The following is a 20,086-nucleotide window of genomic DNA, read 5'->3' as shown; positions in this document are numbered from 1 at the left end:
GTGGTAGGTCGTGGGTCGGGCATACCGCATCTTCGGTAGCCGAAGTGCCTGAACCTAAAGGACGGCAGCGGGAGCGGGCCAGGCCAGGGTAATCACAGGTGCGGTTCGGCATTGCCCATGTTCTTCGAGTGCTGAGGAACAAGGGTGCGCTCGGCTTGCCCGACGACGAGCCTCTCCGACACTCCCAGCACCCCTCGCATCCCCCACCACGAAGCCGAGGAAGGCGCATGACCGCCACTAGCGACTCCGCTGCCCCCCAACTGCCGTTTGACCGACCCAACGCGCTTGATGTCTCCCTGTCGTACGAGGCCCTGCGCCGGGAGAGGCCGGTCGCCCGGGTCACCACGCCGGTGGGTGACCCCGCATGGCTCGTGACCTCGTACCAGGAGGCGAGGCAGATATACGCCGACGCCCGGTTCGTGCGGTCGCACCCGGAGCCGGAGAAGGCTTCCCGGGTGACCGACGGCGCGCTGGCCGCCGGCCCGACCCAGGACCCGGAGAACGAGCGGTTCCGGCACGAGCGCATGCGCGGCATGCTGGCACCGGCCTTCTCCGCGCGCCGAATGCGGCTGCTGACCGGCCGCATCGAGGAGCTGGTCGTCGAGTGCCTGGACGACATGCAGGCCGCGCACGACGCCCACCCCGGCGAGCCGGTGGACCTGCACGAGCTGCTGGCGTTCAACCTCCCGGTCAGGGTCATCTGCGAGCTGATCGGAGTGCCCTACGAGGACCGTGACTTCTTCACCGGGCTGTCGGAGCGGCTCGGCGGCTCCACGGCGGACGCCCGGGTGGCGATGGGAGAACTGAGCTCATACATGCTGACGCTCGCCGCCGAGAAGCGGAAGAACCCGACCACAGACGTCATCTCCGACTTCGTGGCCATGCAGGAGAAGGACCCGACCTTCGCCGACGGCGAGATGAGCCGTCTGGCCGCAGGCCTGCTGTTCGCCGGACACGAGACGACCTCGACCCGGATCAACCTCGGGGTGATGTTCCTGCTCGCCGAGCCGAGCCGACGGGACCAGTTCCTCAAGGATCCCGACGGTCAGGTGCAGGCCATGGTGGAGGAGGTGCTGCGGATGTCCGCGGCCTTCGGGCTGGGCCTGCCGCGGTACGCGCAGGAGGACGTCGAGATCGGCGGGGTCACCATCGCCCGCGGTGACCTGGTCCTGATCTCCAATGACGCCGCCAACCGTGACGCGGCCGTCTTCGAGGATCCCCACGAGTTCAGGATGGACCGTAAGCCCAACACCCACCTGGCCTTCGCACACGGCATGTACGTATGCCTGGGCTCCAATCTCGCCCGCTCCGAACTTCGGCTGGTCTTCCCGGCGCTGTTCCGGCGCTTCCCCACGATGCGCCTGGCGGTCGACGTCGACGACATCACGATGGACTCGTACCGGCTCAACAACGTCGTCGGCCGGGTTCCTGTCATTTGGTGACCAGAGCCTCTGACCCGCGCCGCGTCACTGGGGTGGCGTTCTTCGCCGCCTCGTACGGAAAACCACCATTCATGCCGTTGCAGCTCTGTCATCCGCTGGGAAACCGGTCGCGTTCGGGCAGTCCAGGCAGCAGATCCCCGATCGTGTGCAGTCGGCTCCAAGCCGTTGGATGCCCGGCCATCGGGGTAGGCCAATGCGCCCCTGGGTCCATGGACCCAGGGCATCGCCTCCGGAGGGTGCGTCATCGCGGCCCCCGAAGTCTGCGATCAACGAAACGGGGCCGGCATCGCCGCCCTGTTGGACGCCCAGTTCACCAAGGCGCTCCTTCCCCGGTCGGCCCTGGGTCCGCACCGACATGATCCTGCTCAGCCCCTACAACCTGCCTGTTGGGCGGTAATCACCAGATGAAACGACGGACCCTTGTTCTGACGGCACCATTGGCACTGCTTCAGCCACGCTTGGCGGAAGCGGCCACGCGTCCCGCGGGACCGTCCCCCGTGGCCCCTCTCTCCGGGGCTGCCCCAATGGCTGCCTTCGAGTCTCCCGGAGTTGTGCCGGGGAGCTTTCCGGCCTTCTACGAACACCTCAAGGACCAACTCACGTTTCCGCTGAGCTGGGAGAAGTCGCGGGCCAGGAGTTTTCGTGCCTGGCGAAGGGCCGCCCGTAGCAAGGTCGAGGAGTTTCTCATCCAGCCCGTCGACACCACGCGGTTCGACCCCGAGATCATCGACGACCAGGCGGCCGACGGCCACCGCCGACGTTCCCTCGTCTTCAACGTGACGCAGTACAGCCGTGTTCACGCCACGATGCTGCTTCCCAACGGCCCCGGCCCCTTCCCCGCCGTACTTCTCCTGCACGATCACGGCTCGAAGTTCGACATCGGCAAGGAGAAGCTGATCCGGCCGTGGTACGACGACACACGGCTGGAGTCGGCGCGCTCCTGGGCCGACGAGATGTACGGGGGCCGCTTCGTCGGAGACGAACTCGTCGCTCGTGGGTACGCAGTGCTCTGTGTGGACGCCCTGGGCTGGGGTGACAGGTCCGGTCTGAGCGCCGACGGGCAGCAGGCGCTGGCCAGCAACTTCTTCAACCTGGGCTCGTCCATGGCCGGCCTCGTCGCCCGGGAGGACCTGCGAGCCGCAGCCTTCCTCGCGTCGCTCCCCGAAGTCGACGCCAAGAGGATCTCGGCGGTGGGCTTCTCCATGGGTGGATTCCGGGCCTGGCAGGTCGCCGCCCTGTCGGATCACATCTCCGCGGCTGTAGCCGTGTCCTGCATGACCACGGTCAGGGAAATGATGGTGCCGAGCCCCTTCACGGACCTCGGGCAGTCCGCGTTCTTCATGCAGCATCCCGGCCTGAACCGTCATCTCGACATGCCGGACGTGGCGAGCATCGCGGCGCCGAAGCCCCTGCTGTTCTTCAACGGCGAGGATGACCCGGCGTTCGCCGGCGCGGGCGTGACAGCGGCGTACGCCAAGATGCGGACGGTCTGGGCGTCACAGCGCGCGGCTGGGCACCTCGGAACGAAGAGCTGGCCGGGGCTGGGCCATGTCTTCGCCCGGGAGATGCAGGACGAGGCCTTCGCCTGGCTCGACCGGCAAGGGCGGTAGCCAGGTGCCTGCCTGTCCACGTTGAACCGGCCAACTCGGTTGGAAAACTGTCCGAGAGCACGGTGCGCCGTCATGGGTCTCGACGTCGTAGGCGTGCGATACAGAAGACGAGAGGATGTCCATGAACCTTTCAGGAGTGGGTGTCTGGAGCATCCCACTGGGGAGCGCGGACCCGGCCGAAGCCGCGGAGGCGGCGGCCGAACTCGAGGAGTTGGGATACACCGGGATCTGGTTTCCGGACGGGGGCGGGCCGGTGTTCGACGCGGCGGACAGGCTCCTGGCGGCGACTCGTGAAATGACCGTCGCGACGGGCGTGTTGAGCCTCTGGAATCACACTCCCGCGGAGACCGCCTCCGCCTACTCGTCGCTGTCCGCCGCTCATGGAGGCAGGTTCCTGCTGGGCATCGGAGTCAGCCATGGTCCCGTGGTCGACGCGTCCCAGCCGGGTCGCTACCGTCGGCCGCTGGCGGCCATGGAGTCCTTCCTGGACGGCCTGGACGCCGCCGACCCGCCGGTGCCGACCGACGCACGCGTGCTCGCCGCTCTCGGCCCGAAAATGCAGGCGCTGGCGGCCAAGCGGGCCCGAGGAGCTCACCCCTACCTCGTCACTCCGGAGCACACCCGGCGAACCCGCGAAGCGCTGGGCGAGGACGCACTCGTCCTGGTGGAACAGACGGTCATCCTCTGCGCGGACGTGGACGAGGCCCGGGCCATCGGGACGGACTGGCTACGCGGCTACCTCGCCCTGCCGAATTACGCCGGTAGCGTGCGACGCCTGGGGTTCTCCGCCGAGGACATCGCGGGTATCAGCGACCGGTTGTTCGACGCCCTGATCGCCTGGGGCGACGAGGAGGCGATCAAACGCCGGGTGGACGAGCACTTCGCCGCCGGCGCCGACCATGTCTGCCTCCAGGTGCTCGCTTCGGGAGGGCTGAAGGCGTTTCCGCGGGAGCAGTGGCGTCGCCTCGGATTCATCGCGGACGGGCTCAGGCCGGACAGGGCGAAGTAAGGGGCAGCATGCGGGTGTGTGTCGCTGTCCGCATGCTTGGCTTCGCCACTGAGAGCCCTGCTGTCGAATGTGGGGCAGCGGTCGTGCCGTTGTATGCCGGGTTTCTCGTCGGCTGAGGGATACCGTCCGGCAATGGCAACACCCTGATGCTCGGGAGACTCGAAGTTGTCCCGAGCATCAGGGTGCGGATCACAGATGCGGGTCATGCACGGTGCCGCCTGCGGCTACGGCGTGACCTTGCGGATCTTCACTGTGCCCTCGCCCACGGGTGTCCCGCGGTCGGTGAGCAGGTGCACCAAGCCGAAAAGCTCACGGCCCTCAGGGGCCACTGCCGCAGCGGTGACATGGGCGGACACGGTCGTCGAGTCGCCGTTGGCGAGCTTCACCGCTCCCAGGTCGTCCGCGGTGAGCGAACCGAGGGCGGTTGAGAAGAACACGTCGCGGTAGTCGTAGGCCGTCGAGCCGGACGGGACGTCGTAGCCCAGTACCTCGATCGTGTAGGTGCCGGCGGCCGGTTTCGTGACCGAGACGGACTCGTCGGCATCGCTGTCCGCGTCCCAGCCCAGCAGGTTGCCATCGGCGTCGTAGACGGCCAGGTCCAGGTCGGCGGCCGCATCGGCCGGGTTGCCAATGGCTACATCCAGGGATGCGGTGCCCTCGGGCACCTCGACGGTGGTGGTTTGCTTCTCGCCCGTGGCGATGGTCGGACGTGTCCCCTTCGAGGAGCCGAGGGAGCCGCCCTTGACGGTGCCCGCCTCGACGGCCGCGTAGTTGTTCGTCGCCGTCCAGGAGACCGCGGACGGTGTGCCTGCCTTGGCCTCGGGCAGCGTGACGGTCTCCGGGGCGAAGGTGGCGCCGTACACGACGACATCGAGGTCGTAGGGATTGTCGAGCTGTTCCGAGGCGAAGTACGACTGGACCACGATCTCCCAGACACCAGCCTGTGGATTCGTGTACGTGGCCACATCCGGGCTGTCGGGATCATCCTCGTCCACGGGGATGCCGTACGGCTGGATCGCGCTCGCCACCGTCCAACTGCCCTCCTTCAGACCGCCAAGCACGACCTCCAACGCGCTGGCTCCCTCGGGAACGGTCACGAAGTAGGTCTTGGCGCTGTTGCGCTGTACCGAACCCGAGACCGAGTAGGTGTATTCGACCGGGGTGGAGACCACCACGGTCGTCATGACCTGTTTGTCGACGCCCACGGTGGCCGGATCGTCGATCTCCAGACGGGCGCTCTTGATGCCCGCGGACGACGGCGCGGCCTGGACCTTGACGGTCACCGGCTGGTTCAACGGCAGTGCCACCGTCTGCGAGCCGAGAATCGAGAACGTGCGGGCCTTGTTGTTCTTCAGCCGCAGCATGTGCAGGACCGGCTCGTCGGGACCGGAGGTACGCATGACGGTGACGTCGTACGTCTTCTTCTGGCCGGCCTTCAGGCCGCCCTCGCGGTCGTAGATCCCGGTGCCGAAGCCCGGCGTCTTCAGCTCCTGGTCGAGTGCCGTGTCGACCGGGGCCTTGACGCTGTAGTCGTGGGCGCTCACGCCTTTCTGGATCGCCTTCCAGGCGGCGGGGATGTCGATGCGGCCCGCGCCCTCTTCGTAGGCCTGAAGTCCCTTGCTGTGGCGGGCAGTCGAGGTCAGGGCCGTGCGCAGCTGCTGCGGGCTGAGCTCGGTGTGCTGTTGCTTCGCGGCGGACAGCAGCAGCGCGCTCGCGCCCGCCGTCTGCGGGGAGGCCATCGACGTGCCGTTGTACATGCCGTACCCGGGTGGCAGGTCCCAGCCCGTCAGGTTCTTGTACGACTGGGCGCCGGGCATCCACGACGGGATGGAGGACACCGCCGAACCGGGGGCGACGACCGTCGGGGTGAAACCGCCGTCCTCGCGCGGGCCGCGGGAGGAGAAGGTGAACAGCCCGTACTTCCTCTCCACCTCAGAGCCGTAGTTGGCGGCCCAGGTCTCCTTGGACACGCCTGCGCCGACCGAGATCACCTTGTCGGCCAGGCCGGGGTCCTCGATGGTGTTGGCGCCCGGGCCGGAGTTGCCTGCCGACAGCACGAACTGGACGCCGTGGGTATCGATCAGACGGCTGTACAGCTCGGCGAACGCACTCTGGCCGTCGTTCAGCGTGGGCAGGCCGCCGATGGACATGTTGACGACGTCGACACCACGGTTGACGACCAGATCGATCATGCCCTCGGACAGTGCCACGTTGGTGCAGCCGGAGCCGAAGAGACAGGCACGGGAGGAGACGATCTGTGCGCCCGGGGCGGCACCGTTCATCTTGCCGCCGAACAGGCCGTTACCCGCGGCGATGCCGGCGACGTGGGTCCCGTGAGCTTCGTTGACGACGCCGATGTTGACGAAGTCGGACTTCTTGCCGACCCAATCGCCGCCCATCGGGTCCATCGGGACGTCCTTGCGGATCTCCACGACGAACGGCTGCCGCTCCGCGATGGCCGTGTTCGGGTTGTCGGTACCGAACCAGCCGATCTGGTGGCCGTCCTTGTACGGCTTCATCGGAGTGTCGTCGGTGAAGTCGTGATCGTTGTTCAGGTCGACGGTCACCGTGCCGGCCTGCGGGTCGTAGAGGACGCCCCAGCTGTCGGTGGTGTCGCCGTCGCGATTCGCATCGCCGTCGGGCTCGCCTTCTTCGACGGTGCCGCCGGCGGTCACGGACTCCCGGAAGACGCTGATGCGGTGTGAGCCCGCCGGCGACGTCCAACTCTGGTCGTCGTAAGTGAAGTTGGTACCTGACACCGCAGCCGTCATCGCTTGCCAGGTGCCGTCACCGTCGACGACCGGGTCGGTGGACGTCACCCAGTCGACGATCTTCCGCTCGCCCGTGGTCGTCTTCTGCAGCGCGGGGCTCGCGAGGTCGACACCCGTGTCGAGAACGCCGATGGTGACACCTCGGCCGTCTGCCTCCGGGTTCCTCTTCACAAAGTCGACGGCGCCCGTCTCAAAGGACGGGTTGTACGGATTCTCTGCCGGGGTGTCCTTGCCGGGCGCCGGGTAGGTCTTCGAAGTCGCCTTCGTGGCAGTGCCCTTGACAGCCCGCGTGTCGGGGAGCGGGTCCTCGAGCGGAATCTCGCGCCGCAGGTCGATGCCGTGCACCGACGACAGCTTGGTCGCGGCCTTGATGGCCGCGTCCGCCCGGCCGGTCGGGACGGTGGCCCGGACGTAGCCGAGCCTGTCGTAACTGCGGCCGACAGAGCCTCCCTTGATCGCATCCAGCTCCTTGGCGACCTGCTCGGTCTTCCCGGGAGCGGTGGCGATCATCATCGTGACGTTCTTCTCGCCGGTGAACTTGGCTTCGGCGAGCTGTTCGGCATCCGCCGAACCGAGCTTGTCGCGCGCGGACTTGGACGTCTCGGCGGTCCCGGTTGCGGAAGGGCCCTCGGTGGCGAAGGCCAGGGGTATCAGTCCGCTCGTAGTGAGGATGGCGGCCAGACCGGCGGCCATGGCTATGCGGGTTGTGCGTCTCACACCCGGATTCGGGGAGACGTGGGGGGTGGTAGGCATGCGATTCCTTGCACGGATCGAACCAGGGCGCCACTTTGTACGCCCGGCGTCTCTCAAACCCCATGAAGTACTTGAGAGTTAAGAGACTGGATCGATCATGCCGTCGCCCCACCACGTGCAAAGAGAACAGACAGCAACTTTCCTATGGGGATTCTGTGATTCCAGCAGGAAGAGGAGGGTCAGTTCGTCAGGGCAGCTCTTGACAATGCGGCATGTACTGCATTCGCAGTAGAGAACTCGAAGCTCGGGAGGAGCATCCCGCGAAGAGTCCTGCCCGACGTGACCGGGCAGGAGACTCCGGGCGTCGGAGCAGCCTTTACCGCGTGACGCCCCACTTGTAGCCGGTCACACGGGCGATCCACTTGATGAAGTCGCCGGGATCCTCGTCGGCACCGTGGCCGGCGTCCCAGTAGTAGGACGTGTCGACGTCGTCACCCAAGTTCTTCAGACGGGCATGGAGGTTGCCGACCACCGAGAGCGACGTAGCACTGTCCTCGGCGCCGACACGGATCCACCAGTGCTTGGCCCGGCCTCGGTTGACGTCCTCGACGAGGTGGTACATCGGGTTCATCAGGTTGAGCTTGGTGGGGATGTCGGCGTCGAGGCGGGCGCTGTCACCACTGTCGTGACGCAGGCTGAACTAGGTGAAGTGCCGCGCCTTGGTGGTGCCGGTGCCGAAGAGGTTGGTCTCGGGTGTGGACAGGGCGAAGTCGTCGAACGAGGGGACGTCCTTCGAGCGACTTCCCTGGTGGGTGAGGAAGTCGGTCCAGGCGAAGGACGCCTTGCCGTCGGACCACCCGATGGTCGTGTTCTCCGTCAGGTAGGTCTCACGATCGGTTCCCGAAAGGGCCGAGAGATATTTGGTGGCGGAGGGCTCCAAGTGGGTCCCGACCAGGTACTCATCAAGGTTGCGGGTGGTGAGGGTTCCGAAACCCTTGGCCTTCAGCTTCAAGGAGGCCAGGTAGTCGCCATAGGCGGTGCTCAGTTCCTTGGAAAGGCTCTGGTCGGCAAGCGATCCGCTGGGCAGCGGGAAGGAGCCGTAGCACCACTCGTACGCCATGTCGGCGTGCTTCAGGTCGATGATCGGGCACCAGGCTCCGACGGCGAAGACAGCATCGGAGGCGTCGGCCGCGCCCAACTCGGCCAGGTAGGAGTCGTAGAGCGGGCTTCCGCCGGAGGCGCCGAGAAGAGACGACAGGGCACCGCCCGCGCTCGTGCCAGAGGTGACGATCCGCTCGACGTTGCCGGGGATGCGCCCCTTGTTGGACTTCACGTAACGCACGGCGGCCTTGAGATCGACGATCGCAGCGGGCGCGGTTCCGTAGTACACGCCGCCGGAATCGACCGGGGAACGGCCGCGAGCGCCGGCCTCGACGACGACGTACCCAGCGGCCAGGGCCAGTTGGCCACGGCTGGTCCCGCCACCGAACGGGTTCCCTCCGATACTCGTGTTGCCGGCCACGGACGACGGCATGTACCCACCGACGCCGTTCACGAAGAGAATCGGAGCGCCGGCGGCTTCCACTGCGGTGCCGTCGATCTGCATGGGGACGCTGACGTTGAGGGATTGTTACGTGGCGTCAACCGGATTCGCTACGTACGAGGCCACCTTGTAGAAGCGGTAGACCACCTCGTGAGCGCTGCCGTCGGCATCCGTGATCTCGTGGTGAGTTCGCTGTAGTTGTCCGGGTCGAAGACCAACGACGGATCCATGGAGGCCGATGGTACGGCGGCGTTGCCCTCGGCCTGGGCCCTGAAGCCGAATCCGGCCGCCGGCACCGCGACTGCCGCGGTGAGACCCATGACCACTGTCCTGCGCTGCACTTCCGTCTCCCGTCCTCGCGGTTCCTGGAAACCTGCTCCGTGCCGTACGCAGTGGGGTGCGGGCACAGTTGGAGTGCAACAGCCGTTGCTGAAGATTTCTTATGTGCATCCAGTGAAACGAAAGGAACCGGCCACCCGCCGTCCGGAGCCCTGCGCTGGAGCAACCGCCACGTACGCCCTACAGGCCAGTCAAATAGTCAGCGAAATCGTCAGCAATATTGTCGCAATCGATGGCGGCGAGGGTGGCGATCCGGCGACGCTACTACTGGACAACCTGCTCATTGAGCATCGCCCTCCGTTTTCACGAAGCGGGCTGCCAACGCCTCCGATCCTCGGGCCAACAGCGCGACGTCCGCGCCGACGAGAACGAAGGACGCCCCGGCCGCGACGTAGTCGTCGGCGACCTCGGGGACGAAAGCGTTGACGCCGACGGGAATCCCCTTGGCGATGACGTCGGCGAAGGCCCGGCGCACGGCTGCCGTTACCTCGCGGTGGGTCTGCTCTCCGAGGTAACCCATCGACGCGGCGAGGTCGGACGGTCCGACGAAGACACCGTCGACGCCATCGGTCGCCGCGATCTCCGCGGCGGCGTCGACGGCCTCGTCCGTCTCGATCTGGACGAAGACCGAGACGTGTGCTGCCGCGTTTGTGAGGTAGTTGTCGATGCGGTTCCATCGGGCCGACCGGGCAAGGGCGGAGCCGACGCCACGCCTGCCGAGCGGCGGGTAGTGGGCGGCTTCCACGACGGCGCGCGCCTCCTCGGCCGAGTTGACCATCGGCACCAGGATGTTCTTGGCGCCCAGGTCGAGTACCTGCTTGATCACGACGGGGTCGGCCTCGGGGATACGCACGACGGGGACGACCGGGTAGGCGGCAACCGCCTGGAGCTGCGCGAGGATCGACTGGAGACCGTTGGGGCTGTGCTCCATGTCGATCAGCAGCCAGTCGAGGCCACCGCCGGCGCAGATCTCGGCGACGAGCGGGCTGCCGCTGCACACCCACATCCCCGCGAGCGGTCGGTCTGACGAACGGATCGCGTCGCGCAGGGTGGGGACTGTCGCGGGCGGGGTCACTGGAAGCGGCATGTGATGGTTCCCATCTGTCCGTAGTCGCACAGCACGCTGTCGCCGCGTGAAATCCACATGGGCCGGGTGAAGGAGCCGGCGAGAATGAGCTCTCCGGCTTCGAGCCGGGTCTTGTGCTGGTGCAGTTTGTTGGCCAGCCACGCGACACCGGCGGCGGGGTGGTTGAGCACACCCGCCGCCACGCCGGTCTCCTCGATGGTCTCGTTGCGGTAGAGCAGCGCGGAGATCCAGCGCAGGTCGACGGCGTGGGGCGGGGTCGGGTTGCCGCCGACCACCACACCGCCGTAGGCGGCGTTGTCCGCGATGGTGTCGACGATGGTGCGCCCCTCCAACTCGATGTGGGAGTTGAGCACCTCAAGGGCCGGCACGACGTACTCGGTGGCCCGCAGGACGTCGAAGATGGTGCAGTGCGGTCCTTCGAGGGGCGTCTCGAGCATGAAAGCGAGCTCGACCTCGATGCGGACGTTGGAGAAGTCGTCGAAGGGGATCACCGAACCGGTCTCCCAGACGGTGTCGTCGAAGATGACGCCGTAGTCGGGCTCGGTGATGCCGGTGGCGGACTGCATCGCCTTGGAGGTGAGCCCGATCTTGCGGCCCACCAGGCGGCGGCCGTCGGCCAGCTTGCTGTCCCGCCACACCGCCTGGATGGCATAGGAGTCCTCGACCGTGGCCTCCGGATATCGGCCGGTGATCCGGGGAATCACGGATCGCTCGCGGTCGGCGGTGGCGAGCTCGGCGGCGAGCCCGGTGATCGTGTCGGGGGGCAGCATGCGCACTCCTTCAATCCTGGCTGCTCTGGCTTATCGGCTCGCGCGCCACTCTTCGTAACGGGCCCGCCATTCGGGGTTCATGGGGAACAATCCGTCGACCGGATGGCCTGCCTTGACCTGCTCGGCGATCCAGGCGTCCTCGTCCTCCTGGGCGAGTGCCGCATCCGCGACCTCCTCCGCCAGAGCGGGCGGAATCACGATCACACCGTCGGCGTCACCGACGATGACATCGCCCGGCTGCACGGTGGCGCCTCCGCAGGCGATGGTGAGATCGGCGTCCCACGGCACGTGCTTGCGCCCCAGGACGGCGGGGTGCGGTCCGGCATAGTGCACCGGGATTCCGACGGCGGCCACCGCCGCGCTGTCGCGAACCCCGCCGTCGGTGACGATCGCCGCGGCACCACGGGCCCAGGCGCGGATGGCCAGTACGTCGCCGAGGGTGGCCGAGCCGGTCTCCCCGCGCGCCTCGATCACGAGCACCTCACCCTGCTCAACCGAGTCGAAGGCCCGCTTCTGTGCGTTGTATCCGGCTCCGTGCTTCTTGAACAGGTCCTCACGATTCGGCACGAAGCGCAGCGTCCGTGCGGTGCCGACAAAGCTCTCCCCCGGGGTCAGCGGGCGAAGGCCGTCGATGAAGACGTTCTCCAGACCCCGCTTGCGCAGCTGAGCCGACAGACCTGCGACCGGGGCCATGGCCAGCTTCTCCCGCACCTCAGGCCGCAACGTCCCGAGGTTTGCCGGGTACGTCGACAGCGATCCGAGGGTGGGATCGAGCGGAGTGTCCTGCTGGGTCACAGTGGTACGCAGCGCGCCCGAGGTCGGGGCGCCCGACGCCTCCGGGGCATCCACCTCGACGGCGACCATGCTTCCGGGCTCCAACAAGACGGAGCCTGCGGTCGAGGGGGCGAGGATGACGTCACCCGGCTCGAGAGTGATGTGCTGGGACAGGTCGGCGACGACTTGGTCGAATCCGAACGGCAAGGCAGCGCTGGTGTCTTCCTGGACGAGCTGCCCGTTGACCCAGGTGCGGACGCGGAGCCCGGACGGATCGACTTCGCCGGCTGCCACGAACGCGGGGCCCAGCGGTGTGAATCCGTCACGGCCCCTCGAACGCAGCAAGGAGACATCGTCGTTGGCTCCCGGCTCGGACAGCCCGAGGTCGACGCCAGCGGTGACCCAGCCGACACGGCTCCATGCCTCGGCGCGGCTGACGGAGCGTGCCGTGGCTCCCATCACCAGAGTGATCCCAGGCTCGCACGTCAGCTGTTCGATCCCCGGGGGGATCTCCGCCTGCCCTCCCGAGGTGGCCGCGGAGCTGGACGGCTTGAGAGAGTAGGACAGCCGCGCCGGGTGTCCGCCACCCTCCCGCGTCCTCGCGGCGTGATCCGCACGCACGGTGATGATCTTCCCCGGGTGTTTCTCCCACGGGCCATCGGTCTTCATGGTCATCCCCTTCCGCCGTACTCGCGGGCTATCGGCGCATGGAGCGGGCGAAGAAGTCGCTCAGCTCCGTGCGGGCGCTGAGCGGCAGGACGTGCGCGACGTACATGTCGGGCCGTACGACGACGACGCAGCCGCTGCGGGCGATGCCGCGCAGCTCGAAGAAGTCCCGCTCCGGGTCGGTGGCGTGGACCTTCTCGTAGTCGATCAGCTCCCAGGGCCCCTTGCGGGGCAGGAAAAGCGGCGGGACTCCACCGATGTCGACCGTCTCGTAGGTGCCCTGGTAGACGACCTTGACGTCGAAGAGCGCGTCCAACTCGTCATTGACGGGGGTGTGACGAACGACGGGAGATTCGGGCGAGTCGTGGAGCCACTCGGCCCAGTCCCGCAGGGCCACCGAGCTGGTCTCGGTGGCCCCGTCGGCGAAGGCGTAGATGCGCCAGCGGCCGTCGGCGCTGGCGTGGTGCCCGAGTTCCATCGGGTTGGCGTCGGCGACGCGGACGACGGGGGCGGAGTGGAACCGCTTGCCGATCGGAAATCCGGTCGCGAGGTCCTGGTGGGTGTCCTCGCCGGTGACCATGGACGGCTTGTAGTGGGTGCGGAACCCAGCTGGGAACTGCGCGGTCTTGACGTAGAACTCGGCCAGTTCGTCCGAGGGGATTTCCTTCGGGTCCTTGGTCAACATCTCCGACCACTCGCGGTCGAAGTCGATGAGGTTCTGGGCGACCTCCTCGCGCTCCACGGCGTAGGTGTCGAGCAGGCTCTCGGGGCTGAGACCGGTGAGCACCTGGCCGAGCTTCCAGCCGAGGTTGAAGGTGTCCTGCATCGACACGTTCATGCCCTGGCCCGCCTTCGCGCTGTGCGTGTGGCAGGCATCCCCGGCGATGAAGACCCGCGGCGCGCGCGTGCCGATCTCTGCGCGCGGGACGTCGTCGAACTTCGGCGTGAGGCGGTGCCCTACCTCGTAGACGCTGAACCAGGGCACGTGCCGGACGTCGAGGGTGTACGGGTGCATGATCTGGTTCGCCTTGGCGATCGCGGCTTCGACCGTGGTCTTGCGGACTGCGCCCCTCTCCTCGGAGGTGACCTCGCCCAGGTCCACGTACATGCGGTAGAGGTATCCGCCTTCGCGGGGGATCAGCTGGACACCGCCGTGGGGAGTCTGCACCTGGCACTTCATGCGGATGTCGGGGAAGTCGGTCACGGTCAGGGCGTCCATGACCGCCCAGGCGTGCATCGCCTGCTTCCCCTCCAGCCGCATGCCGAGCGCCTCGCGGACCGCGCTGCGGGCGCCGTCGGCACCGACCACGTACTTGGCGAGGATCGTGCGCTCCTGGCCCTCGTTCTCACCGGCGGTGTGCCGAACGCGCGCCCGCACCGGATACTCCTCGCCCTGCACGACCTTGAGGTCGAGGAACTCGTAGCCGAAGTCGGGCTTGATCCGGCCGGGCCCGTAGACCGCCGCCTCGGCGAGGTAGTCGATGACCCTCGCCTGGTTGATGATGAGGTGGGGGAACTCGCTGAACCCGTCCGGGTCGTCGGGGGCGCGCTGGGTGCGGATGATCCGCGAGGGGTCCTCGGGGTCGGAGGCCCAGAAGTTCATCGCGGTTTGGTTGAAGGCCTCGGCGATGACCCGCTCGGCGAAGCCGAAGGCCTGGAAGGTCTCGACGCTGCGGGCCTGAATGCCGTCGGCCTGGCCGAACTCCAGTCGGCCCGGGCGGCGCTCTATCAGGCGCGCGTTGATCGTCGGGTACTGCGAGAGCTGCGCCGACAGCAGAGTGCCGGCGGGGCCCGCGCCGACGATCAGGACATCGACCTCGTCGGGGAGATCCTCGGGGCGGTCGAGGCCGATCCCGGCTGCCGGCTGGATCCGCGGGTCGGTGGTGACGTAGCCGTGGTGATGGAACTGCATCGGTCGATCCCTTCAGTGCTTCTTGTAGACCTGGGGCACGTACCAGGAGTCGGTCGCGGCAGGTGCGTCCTCGGTGGGACGGTTCGAAACGAGGCGGCGCTGCAAGTGCTCGCCGTTGGCGCCGTGTTGGGCGTAGTGGTCGAGCAGCAGGTCATGGCCGAGGTCGTTGTTGAGGTCGCGCCAGACCGTGTGCTTGTGCTGGCCGGCGGCCACCGCGTTGTCCGCCTCCACCAGCAGGCCGGAGGTCGAGATTCGGTAGTAGTGGGCCGTGTCCGGCCTGACTCCGCCGGCCCAGGCGAAGCACAGCTTCGCGGGGTCCTCGGCGAGCACCTGCTCCCGGTACTGCCGGGTGATCTCCTCGGGGCCCGTCTCGACGTAGCGCAGCAGCAGTTCACGGACCGCGGCCAGTTGGGAGCCGTCCAGATCGGCACCGCTCACTCCGGACGGGGCGGCCTTGACGAAGCGGAGCCGCTCCCGGTCGTGGTCGGTGGTCTCGTATCCGGCGATACCGAGGTCGACGTGGTCCGGCCACTCCTCGGCGCCGACCAGCGGCACCTGACGGGTGACGTAGTCCGCCGGGGCGACATCATGGATGACCGCCTGTGCCCGCAGGTCCGGCGAGAACGACTCCAGGATCTCGAACGCCATGCTCCTTTCCCGGCCGAGCGGGTCCAGTACGCCCGCGGGCATCGGCTGGGCGCCCATGGCGAGGGGCGTGATCGTCAGGTATCGCTGCGCGACGATCGTGAAGCTGAGCGAGAGGTGGTGGCCGATGACCCGCCACCCCCACGTGTCCTCGAACCCTGGGCGCCCGAACACGGTGATCCAGTAGGCGTCCGGATCGCGGAACTCGCCGGCGATGACGCCGAAGCCGCGCTCGACGACCTCCAGTTCGCGCAGCATGTTCTCGGTCGCCATGATGGCGAGCGCCTGGCTGTAACCGCGCAGGCTCAGACCGGACTTGAGCAGGCTCTGGGCCAACACGCGCTGGTGATGGTCGAGCTTCGTCATCGGCACGCCGGTGCGGTCCGGCTTGGGGATGAAGTCCCAGTCCAGCCGCCGCGGATCGTCCATGGCAGGGATGTGCATCTGGGCGCGAAGGTCGGGGCTCAGTGAGTCCAGCAGCGCCCACGTGCAGAACATCATCCGCTTGATGGTGGTCGGCGCCTCGTGGTTCATGGGGGGAAGGGCCGTGGTGTGGTCGGTCATGGGTTCTCCGTGAGGGCGTGCCGGGATCGTGAGCCGAGTCAGCGGCCGAACGGGTCAGGCGTGAGGGTGTACTTGGTCTGGAGGTACTCGTGGATGCCCTCATCTCCGCCTTCGCGGCCGAGCCCGGAGAACTTCCAGCCGCCGAAGGGGGCCGCCGCGTTGGAGACCACGCCGACGTTGAGGCCCATCATTCCGGTCTGCAGCCGCTCGATCATGCGCTGACCTCGGGCCAGGGACTCGGTGAAGACGTAGGACACCAGGCCGTACTCGGTGCCGTTGGCAAGGGCGACCGCCTCGTCCTCGTCGTCGAAGGGCACGATGGCCACCACGGGACCGAAGATCTCCTCGCGCAGCAGCGCGCTGTTCGCCGGCACCTCCGAGAGCACCGTCGCCGCGTAGAACGTGCCCGGCCCCTCGACCGGCTTGCCGCCGGTCTGCAGGGTCGCGCCCCGGTCCAGTGCGTCGCGCACCAACTCGTCGGTCTTCGCCACTGCCTTGGCATCGATCAGAGGGCCGATCGTCACGCCCTCCTCGGTACCGCGGCCGACCCCGAGGGCGTCGACCCGCGCCGTGACGCGGCGGATGAACTCCTCAACCACTGAGGAGTGCACGATGAACCGGTTCGCGGCGGTGCACGCCTGTCCGATGTTGCGGAACTTCGCCAGCATCGCGCCGTCGACCGCCTTGTCGAGGTCGGCGTCCTCGAAGACCACGAACGGGGCGTTGCCGCCCAGCTCCATCGAGGTGCGCAGCACACCGGTCGAGGCCTGCGCGAGCAGCTGCTGCCCCACCGGGGTGGAACCCGTGAACGACAGCTTGCGCAGGCGCGGGTCGCTGATGATCGCGTCCGACACCGGCCCGGAGGCGGTGGTGGTCACGACGTTCACGACACCCGGAGGAAGGCCCGCGTCTTCCAGCAGCTGCGCGAAGAAGATCGTGGTCAGCGGTGTGAGGGCCGCGGGCTTGATCACCACGGTGCATCCGGCCGCCAGCGCGGGCGCGATCTTGCGCGTGGCCATCGCCAGCGGGAAGTTCCAGGGAGTGATGAGGTAGCAGGGACCCACCGGGTGCTGGGTGACGATCATCCGGCCGGTGCCCTCGGGGTTGGCTCCGTAACGCCCCTGGACATGAGCGGCGGTCTCGCTGAACCACCGAAGGAACTCCCCGCCGTAGACGACCTCACCGCGCGCCTCCGCGAGCGGCTTGCCCATCTCCAGCGTCATCAGCAGCGCGAAGGCCTCCTTGCGCTCCATCAGGAGGTCGAAGGCGCGGCGCAGCAGCTCGGCACGCTCCCGCGACGGGGTGGCGGCCCAGGCGGGGAACGCCTCGCAGGCCGCGTCGAGTGCGGCGGTGCCGTCGGCCACGGAAGCACTCGCGACGGTTTTGAGGGTCTCTCCGGTGGCCGGGTCGGTGACGTCGAGGCCGGCGCCTTCGGAACCCGGTCGCCAGTGGCCACCGATGTAGAGGCCGTCACGCACTGACGACAGCAGGCCGGCCTCGTCGGTCGGAGTCGGGTCGGTACGGGTCATCTGGCTTCCTTACGGTCGTTCCGGCGTGTCCGTGAGGACGGCCAGGAGGTCGCAGTGGACGAGGGCGGCACCGTCGAGCTGTGCCGCGACCACCTGCCGAGCGGGCCGGCTCGCGGGGTCTGGGAACATCGCGAGCCATTCGCGGTTGAGCGCGTCGCGATCGCGATAGTCGACGAGGTGGAACGTCATCTTGAGGATGGCGTCGGTCGTAGCACCGGCGACGTCCAGCAACGTGCGGACGTGGTGAAAGACGTGGGCACACTGCTCGTCGAGACCGGGCGGCATCTCGCGGGTCTCCGGATCGCGACCGGTGATCGCCCCCGAGGCGAGGAAGGGGCCGACTCGGCTGGCTGCCGGGATCGGGTTGGCGTGGCTGAAGCCGGGCAGGTCGATGCTCGTACGCCGAGTCATGGCCGAGCCACCTCCTCAGCTCCAGGCCGCACGACGACGGCGGTCGGCCTCGGGAGTGCGGACCACTGTTGGAGCGCCACAGTCGTGGGCGTGGTCCGTGAGACCAGCGGGTCGTAGGGCACCAATGTCGCCACGCTCCCTTCCGGGATCGGTTCAAGCAGCCCAGCCGGTCTCGGTCAGGCGGCGTCGAGACACACATTCAAGGGCCGCCGCAGCATCACGTCACCAGGCATTTCCGATAACCGGAAACCACCTCTGGCGCGGGCACTGCCACGTCGCGCCGCACGCACCCTCTTGAACGGCCTCTGAGCTCGACATAAGCCCAGCTCTCTGGCCCCTCGATGGCGCCGGGTTGACATGCGTGACGGCGCGGTCCACTATCCGGAACATGGTCAAAGAGGAACCCGCTGGTTCACTCAATCGCGCAGTCGTCATCCTCAAGACCCTGGCCAGCACCGGGGAAAGCGGCATGGCCCTGACGCACATCAGCCAGCGGTGCGGGCTCCCCCACTCATCGGTGCACCGGGTGTTGCAGCAGCTGCGCGCGGCGCAACTCGTCTGCCAGACGGCACCGGATGGTCGGTACGCTCTGGGCCCCCTGGCATTCGAGCTCGGTGTAGCCGCGGCTCAGCAGTTCGACATCAGGGGGCGCAGCCGCGAGGCGGTCACCAGCCTGGCCAACGAGATGGGCGACACCGCCTACCTCTTTCTCCGAAGCGGTTCTGAGGCGGTCTGTCTCGACCGCGTCTTCGGACCCGCCCCCGTCCGCGTCGTCACCCTTCGCATCGGCAGCAGGCGGCCACTCGGTCTCGGTGCCGGCGGCCTGGCGATCCTGGCCTTCCTCAACGAGACCCAGCGCGAGGCCGCCATCAACGACGTCGCTCCCATTCTGGCCGCGGAGCGGGGTATCGACGAGGCTGAGCTGCGGCAGATGGTGGCCGATTCCAGAGAACGGGGATACGCCTACATCGAAGGCCAGCTGACCCCCGACGTCTACGCTGTCGGCAAGCCGATCCTCAACTCTTTCAAACAGCCGATCGGCGGGCTCAGCATCGCAGCCCCGGCCGCCCGGATGCCGCCCGCCCGCATCCCGAAGGTCGCCCAAGCACTCGAGAGCGCCGCCAGCCGCATCGAGCTGTCTCTCTTCTCCGCGGAAGCCGCCCTTGCCACACACACCTCAGTGGCCACCGCCGACTGACCAGCAGTCCGCACCGCCGCAGACGTAAGACTGCGACACGTGTTCATCTATCGGAATGGCGCGATGACGACCATTCCATGTCGGGGTTACGTTCCGACCGGCCCCAGTACCGGCCAGGAAACGCCGCGAATACGCGCGAACCCTTCAGCGCTGGACGGCGCTGAGATCTACCCGGCCGAACATCCGAGTCGCAGTCCGTGAGCCGCCGGATCACGGAGAAAAAACCTGAGGAGATCGCGACGATGAGCACCCAGAACGATCGGCCCCACCTGCTTGGCCACGGCGATCACCCTGTCGTAGTGCTGCACGGCTGGTTCGGCTGCGCCGACGCATGGGGACCGCTGCTCCCCCACCTGGACGGCGAGTCGTTCCAGTATGTCTTCCCGGATTACCGCGGATATGGAAGCCGGAAGGATGAGGCCGGAGTCCACACCGTGGCCGAGGCCGCGGACGACGTCCTGGAACTCGCCACGAAGCTCGGGTGGGACACCTTCTCCATCATCGGTCACTCCATGGGGGGATCGGTCATGCAGCAGGCGCTACTGAAGGCCCCCAGCCGCGTTCGCGCGCTTGTGGGTATCTCCCCGGTTCCCGCCTGCGGCGTTCCCTTCGACGACGCCACCTGGCAGTTCTTCAGCGGTGCGGTCAACGACCCGAACCTGCGGCGAGCGATCATCGACCGATCCACCGGCGGCCACCTCACCGGCACCTGGCTCGACGCGATGACGCAGCGCTCTGTGGACGAGTCCGACATCAAGGCGTACTCCGACTACCTGCACTCCTGGGCCAAGACCGACTTCCACGAGGAGATCGCCGGCAACCAGGTGCCGGTCAAGGTCATCATCGGCGCCAACGACCCGGATCTCAACGCGGACTTCATGACACAGACGTTCGGCCAGTGGTACCCGAACTTCGAGCTCCAGGTGATCCCGACTGCCGGGCACTACACGATGGACGAGGTTCCCGTAGCACTCGCGACCGAGATCGAGTCGTTCCTCAAGAGCCACTGAGAGCTCATCTCTTGCGGTGACTCTGCGGCGGCGACGCTGGCCAAGGCCAGGATGTGCCCGCCTTTGGGTTCGTAGCGCCGGTGCAGGGGCGGCACCGGCGAGCCAGGACGTTG

At 67.5% G+C, this 20,086-nt stretch carries 15 protein-coding genes; 5 read left to right on the top strand and 10 right to left on the bottom strand.

Translation table 11 applies throughout. From position 1 onward, the window contains the following. Positions 1 to 227: 227 nt before the first annotated feature. From ABZ887_RS00510 to ABZ887_RS00500, 3 genes are all read left to right on the top strand, one after another. The gene (locus ABZ887_RS00510; protein ID WP_361281260.1) at positions 228 to 1,442 is read left to right on the top strand and encodes a cytochrome P450; all 1,215 of its coding nucleotides are present in this window, start codon (positions 228 to 230) and stop codon (positions 1,440 to 1,442) included. A gap of 524 nt (positions 1,443 to 1,966) precedes the next feature. After that, positions 1,967 to 3,052 carry an alpha/beta fold hydrolase gene (locus tag ABZ887_RS00505; RefSeq protein WP_361281258.1) on the top strand — a complete coding sequence of 362 codons (1,086 nt, stop codon included), beginning with the start codon at positions 1,967 to 1,969 and terminating at the stop codon, positions 3,050 to 3,052. Positions 3,053 to 3,173: 121 nt separating this feature from the next. Further along, on the top strand, positions 3,174 to 4,061 hold the full coding sequence (locus tag ABZ887_RS00500) for a TIGR03620 family F420-dependent LLM class oxidoreductase (protein ID WP_361281255.1): 888 nt from the start codon (positions 3,174 to 3,176) through the stop codon (positions 4,059 to 4,061). 224 nt (positions 4,062 to 4,285) lie between these two features. Here ABZ887_RS00500 and ABZ887_RS00495 read toward each other — a convergent pair whose 3' ends face one another. From ABZ887_RS00495 to ABZ887_RS00450, 10 genes are all read right to left on the bottom strand, one after another. Beyond that, entirely contained in the window at positions 4,286 to 7,585 is a 3,300-nt protein-coding gene (locus tag ABZ887_RS00495) for a S8 family serine peptidase (protein WP_361281253.1), read from the bottom strand. Between the two features lie 316 nt (positions 7,586 to 7,901). After that, positions 7,902 to 8,156 (bottom strand): hypothetical protein, encoded by a 255-nt coding sequence (locus ABZ887_RS00490; protein WP_361281251.1) that lies wholly within the window; start codon positions 8,154 to 8,156, stop codon positions 7,902 to 7,904. A 69-nt stretch (positions 8,157 to 8,225) separates the two neighbouring features. Then, positions 8,226 to 9,131, bottom strand: a complete 906-nt coding sequence (locus ABZ887_RS00485) for a subtype B tannase (RefSeq protein ID WP_361281249.1) — start codon at positions 9,129 to 9,131, stop codon at positions 8,226 to 8,228. 556 nt (positions 9,132 to 9,687) lie between these two features. Further along, the gene (locus ABZ887_RS00480; protein WP_361281247.1) at positions 9,688 to 10,494 is read right to left on the bottom strand and encodes an HpcH/HpaI aldolase/citrate lyase family protein; all 807 of its coding nucleotides are present in this window, start codon (positions 10,492 to 10,494) and stop codon (positions 9,688 to 9,690) included. Next, complete coding sequence (gene hpaH / locus ABZ887_RS00475) at positions 10,479 to 11,264, bottom strand: 2-oxo-hept-4-ene-1,7-dioate hydratase (RefSeq protein ID WP_361281245.1); 786 nt, start codon at positions 11,262 to 11,264, stop codon at positions 10,479 to 10,481. The genes ABZ887_RS00480 and hpaH overlap by 16 nt, the downstream gene beginning before the upstream one ends. Positions 11,265 to 11,294: 30 nt before the next feature. Beyond that, positions 11,295 to 12,713 carry a fumarylacetoacetate hydrolase family protein gene (locus ABZ887_RS00470; protein ID WP_361281242.1) on the bottom strand — a complete coding sequence of 473 codons (1,419 nt, stop codon included), beginning with the start codon at positions 12,711 to 12,713 and terminating at the stop codon, positions 11,295 to 11,297. A 22-nt stretch (positions 12,714 to 12,735) separates the two neighbouring features. Continuing rightward, positions 12,736 to 14,616 (bottom strand): FAD-dependent monooxygenase, encoded by a 1,881-nt coding sequence (locus ABZ887_RS00465; protein ID WP_361281239.1) that lies wholly within the window; start codon positions 14,614 to 14,616, stop codon positions 12,736 to 12,738. Between the two features lie 12 nt (positions 14,617 to 14,628). Continuing rightward, positions 14,629 to 15,825 carry a DUF3500 domain-containing protein gene (locus ABZ887_RS00460; RefSeq protein WP_361281237.1) on the bottom strand — a complete coding sequence of 399 codons (1,197 nt, stop codon included), beginning with the start codon at positions 15,823 to 15,825 and terminating at the stop codon, positions 14,629 to 14,631. Positions 15,826 to 15,863: 38 nt separating this feature from the next. Then, positions 15,864 to 17,354 carry an NAD-dependent succinate-semialdehyde dehydrogenase gene (locus tag ABZ887_RS00455; RefSeq protein WP_361281235.1) on the bottom strand — a complete coding sequence of 497 codons (1,491 nt, stop codon included), beginning with the start codon at positions 17,352 to 17,354 and terminating at the stop codon, positions 15,864 to 15,866. 9 nt (positions 17,355 to 17,363) lie between these two features. Beyond that, the gene (locus tag ABZ887_RS00450) at positions 17,364 to 17,765 is read right to left on the bottom strand and encodes a Rid family hydrolase (RefSeq protein ID WP_361281233.1); all 402 of its coding nucleotides are present in this window, start codon (positions 17,763 to 17,765) and stop codon (positions 17,364 to 17,366) included. Positions 17,766 to 18,153: 388 nt separating this feature from the next. On the opposite strand from ABZ887_RS00450, the gene ABZ887_RS00445 reads away from it, so the two are divergent. Together ABZ887_RS00445 and ABZ887_RS00440 are read left to right on the top strand one after the other, a co-directional pair. Beyond that, positions 18,154 to 18,963: an IclR family transcriptional regulator gene (locus ABZ887_RS00445; RefSeq protein WP_361281231.1), complete on the top strand. Its 810-nt coding sequence runs from the start codon at positions 18,154 to 18,156 to the stop codon at positions 18,961 to 18,963. Positions 18,964 to 19,160: 197 nt separating this feature from the next. Further along, the gene (locus ABZ887_RS00440) at positions 19,161 to 19,973 is read left to right on the top strand and encodes an alpha/beta hydrolase (RefSeq protein WP_361281229.1); all 813 of its coding nucleotides are present in this window, start codon (positions 19,161 to 19,163) and stop codon (positions 19,971 to 19,973) included. The last annotated feature ends 113 nt before the right edge of the window (positions 19,974 to 20,086 follow it).

Source organism: Streptomyces sp. NPDC047061 (genome assembly GCF_040643955.1).
Lineage (GTDB): Bacteria > Actinomycetota > Actinomycetes > Streptomycetales > Streptomycetaceae > Streptomyces.
This window is presented reverse-complemented; position numbering and strand designations above follow the sequence as displayed.

What these genes read in the sequence shown, in the direction of transcription:
- ABZ887_RS00460 (WP_361281237.1), bottom strand. Translation starts at nt 15,825, where the DNA reads ATGACCGACCACACCACGGCCCTTCCCCCCATGAACCACGAGGCGCCG.
- ABZ887_RS00485 (WP_361281249.1), bottom strand. Translation starts at nt 9,131, where the DNA reads ATGCAGATCGACGGCACCGCAGTGGAAGCCGCCGGCGCTCCGATTCTC.
- ABZ887_RS00480 (WP_361281247.1), bottom strand. Translation starts at nt 10,494, where the DNA reads ATGCCGCTTCCAGTGACCCCGCCCGCGACAGTCCCCACCCTGCGCGAC.
- ABZ887_RS00510 (WP_361281260.1), top strand. Translation starts at nt 228, where the DNA reads ATGACCGCCACTAGCGACTCCGCTGCCCCCCAACTGCCGTTTGACCGA.
- ABZ887_RS00450 (WP_361281233.1), bottom strand. Translation starts at nt 17,765, where the DNA reads ATGACTCGGCGTACGAGCATCGACCTGCCCGGCTTCAGCCACGCCAAC.
- ABZ887_RS00455 (WP_361281235.1), bottom strand. Translation starts at nt 17,354, where the DNA reads ATGACCCGTACCGACCCGACTCCGACCGACGAGGCCGGCCTGCTGTCG.
- ABZ887_RS00470 (WP_361281242.1), bottom strand. Translation starts at nt 12,713, where the DNA reads ATGACCATGAAGACCGATGGCCCGTGGGAGAAACACCCGGGGAAGATC.
- ABZ887_RS00505 (WP_361281258.1), top strand. Translation starts at nt 1,967, where the DNA reads ATGGCTGCCTTCGAGTCTCCCGGAGTTGTGCCGGGGAGCTTTCCGGCC.
- ABZ887_RS00490 (WP_361281251.1), bottom strand. Translation starts at nt 8,156, where the DNA reads ATGAACCCGATGTACCACCTCGTCGAGGACGTCAACCGAGGCCGGGCC.
- ABZ887_RS00445 (WP_361281231.1), top strand. Translation starts at nt 18,154, where the DNA reads ATGGTCAAAGAGGAACCCGCTGGTTCACTCAATCGCGCAGTCGTCATC.
- hpaH (WP_361281245.1), bottom strand. Translation starts at nt 11,264, where the DNA reads ATGCTGCCCCCCGACACGATCACCGGGCTCGCCGCCGAGCTCGCCACC.
- ABZ887_RS00495 (WP_361281253.1), bottom strand. Translation starts at nt 7,585, where the DNA reads ATGCCTACCACCCCCCACGTCTCCCCGAATCCGGGTGTGAGACGCACA.
- ABZ887_RS00500 (WP_361281255.1), top strand. Translation starts at nt 3,174, where the DNA reads ATGAACCTTTCAGGAGTGGGTGTCTGGAGCATCCCACTGGGGAGCGCG.
- ABZ887_RS00465 (WP_361281239.1), bottom strand. Translation starts at nt 14,616, where the DNA reads ATGCAGTTCCATCACCACGGCTACGTCACCACCGACCCGCGGATCCAG.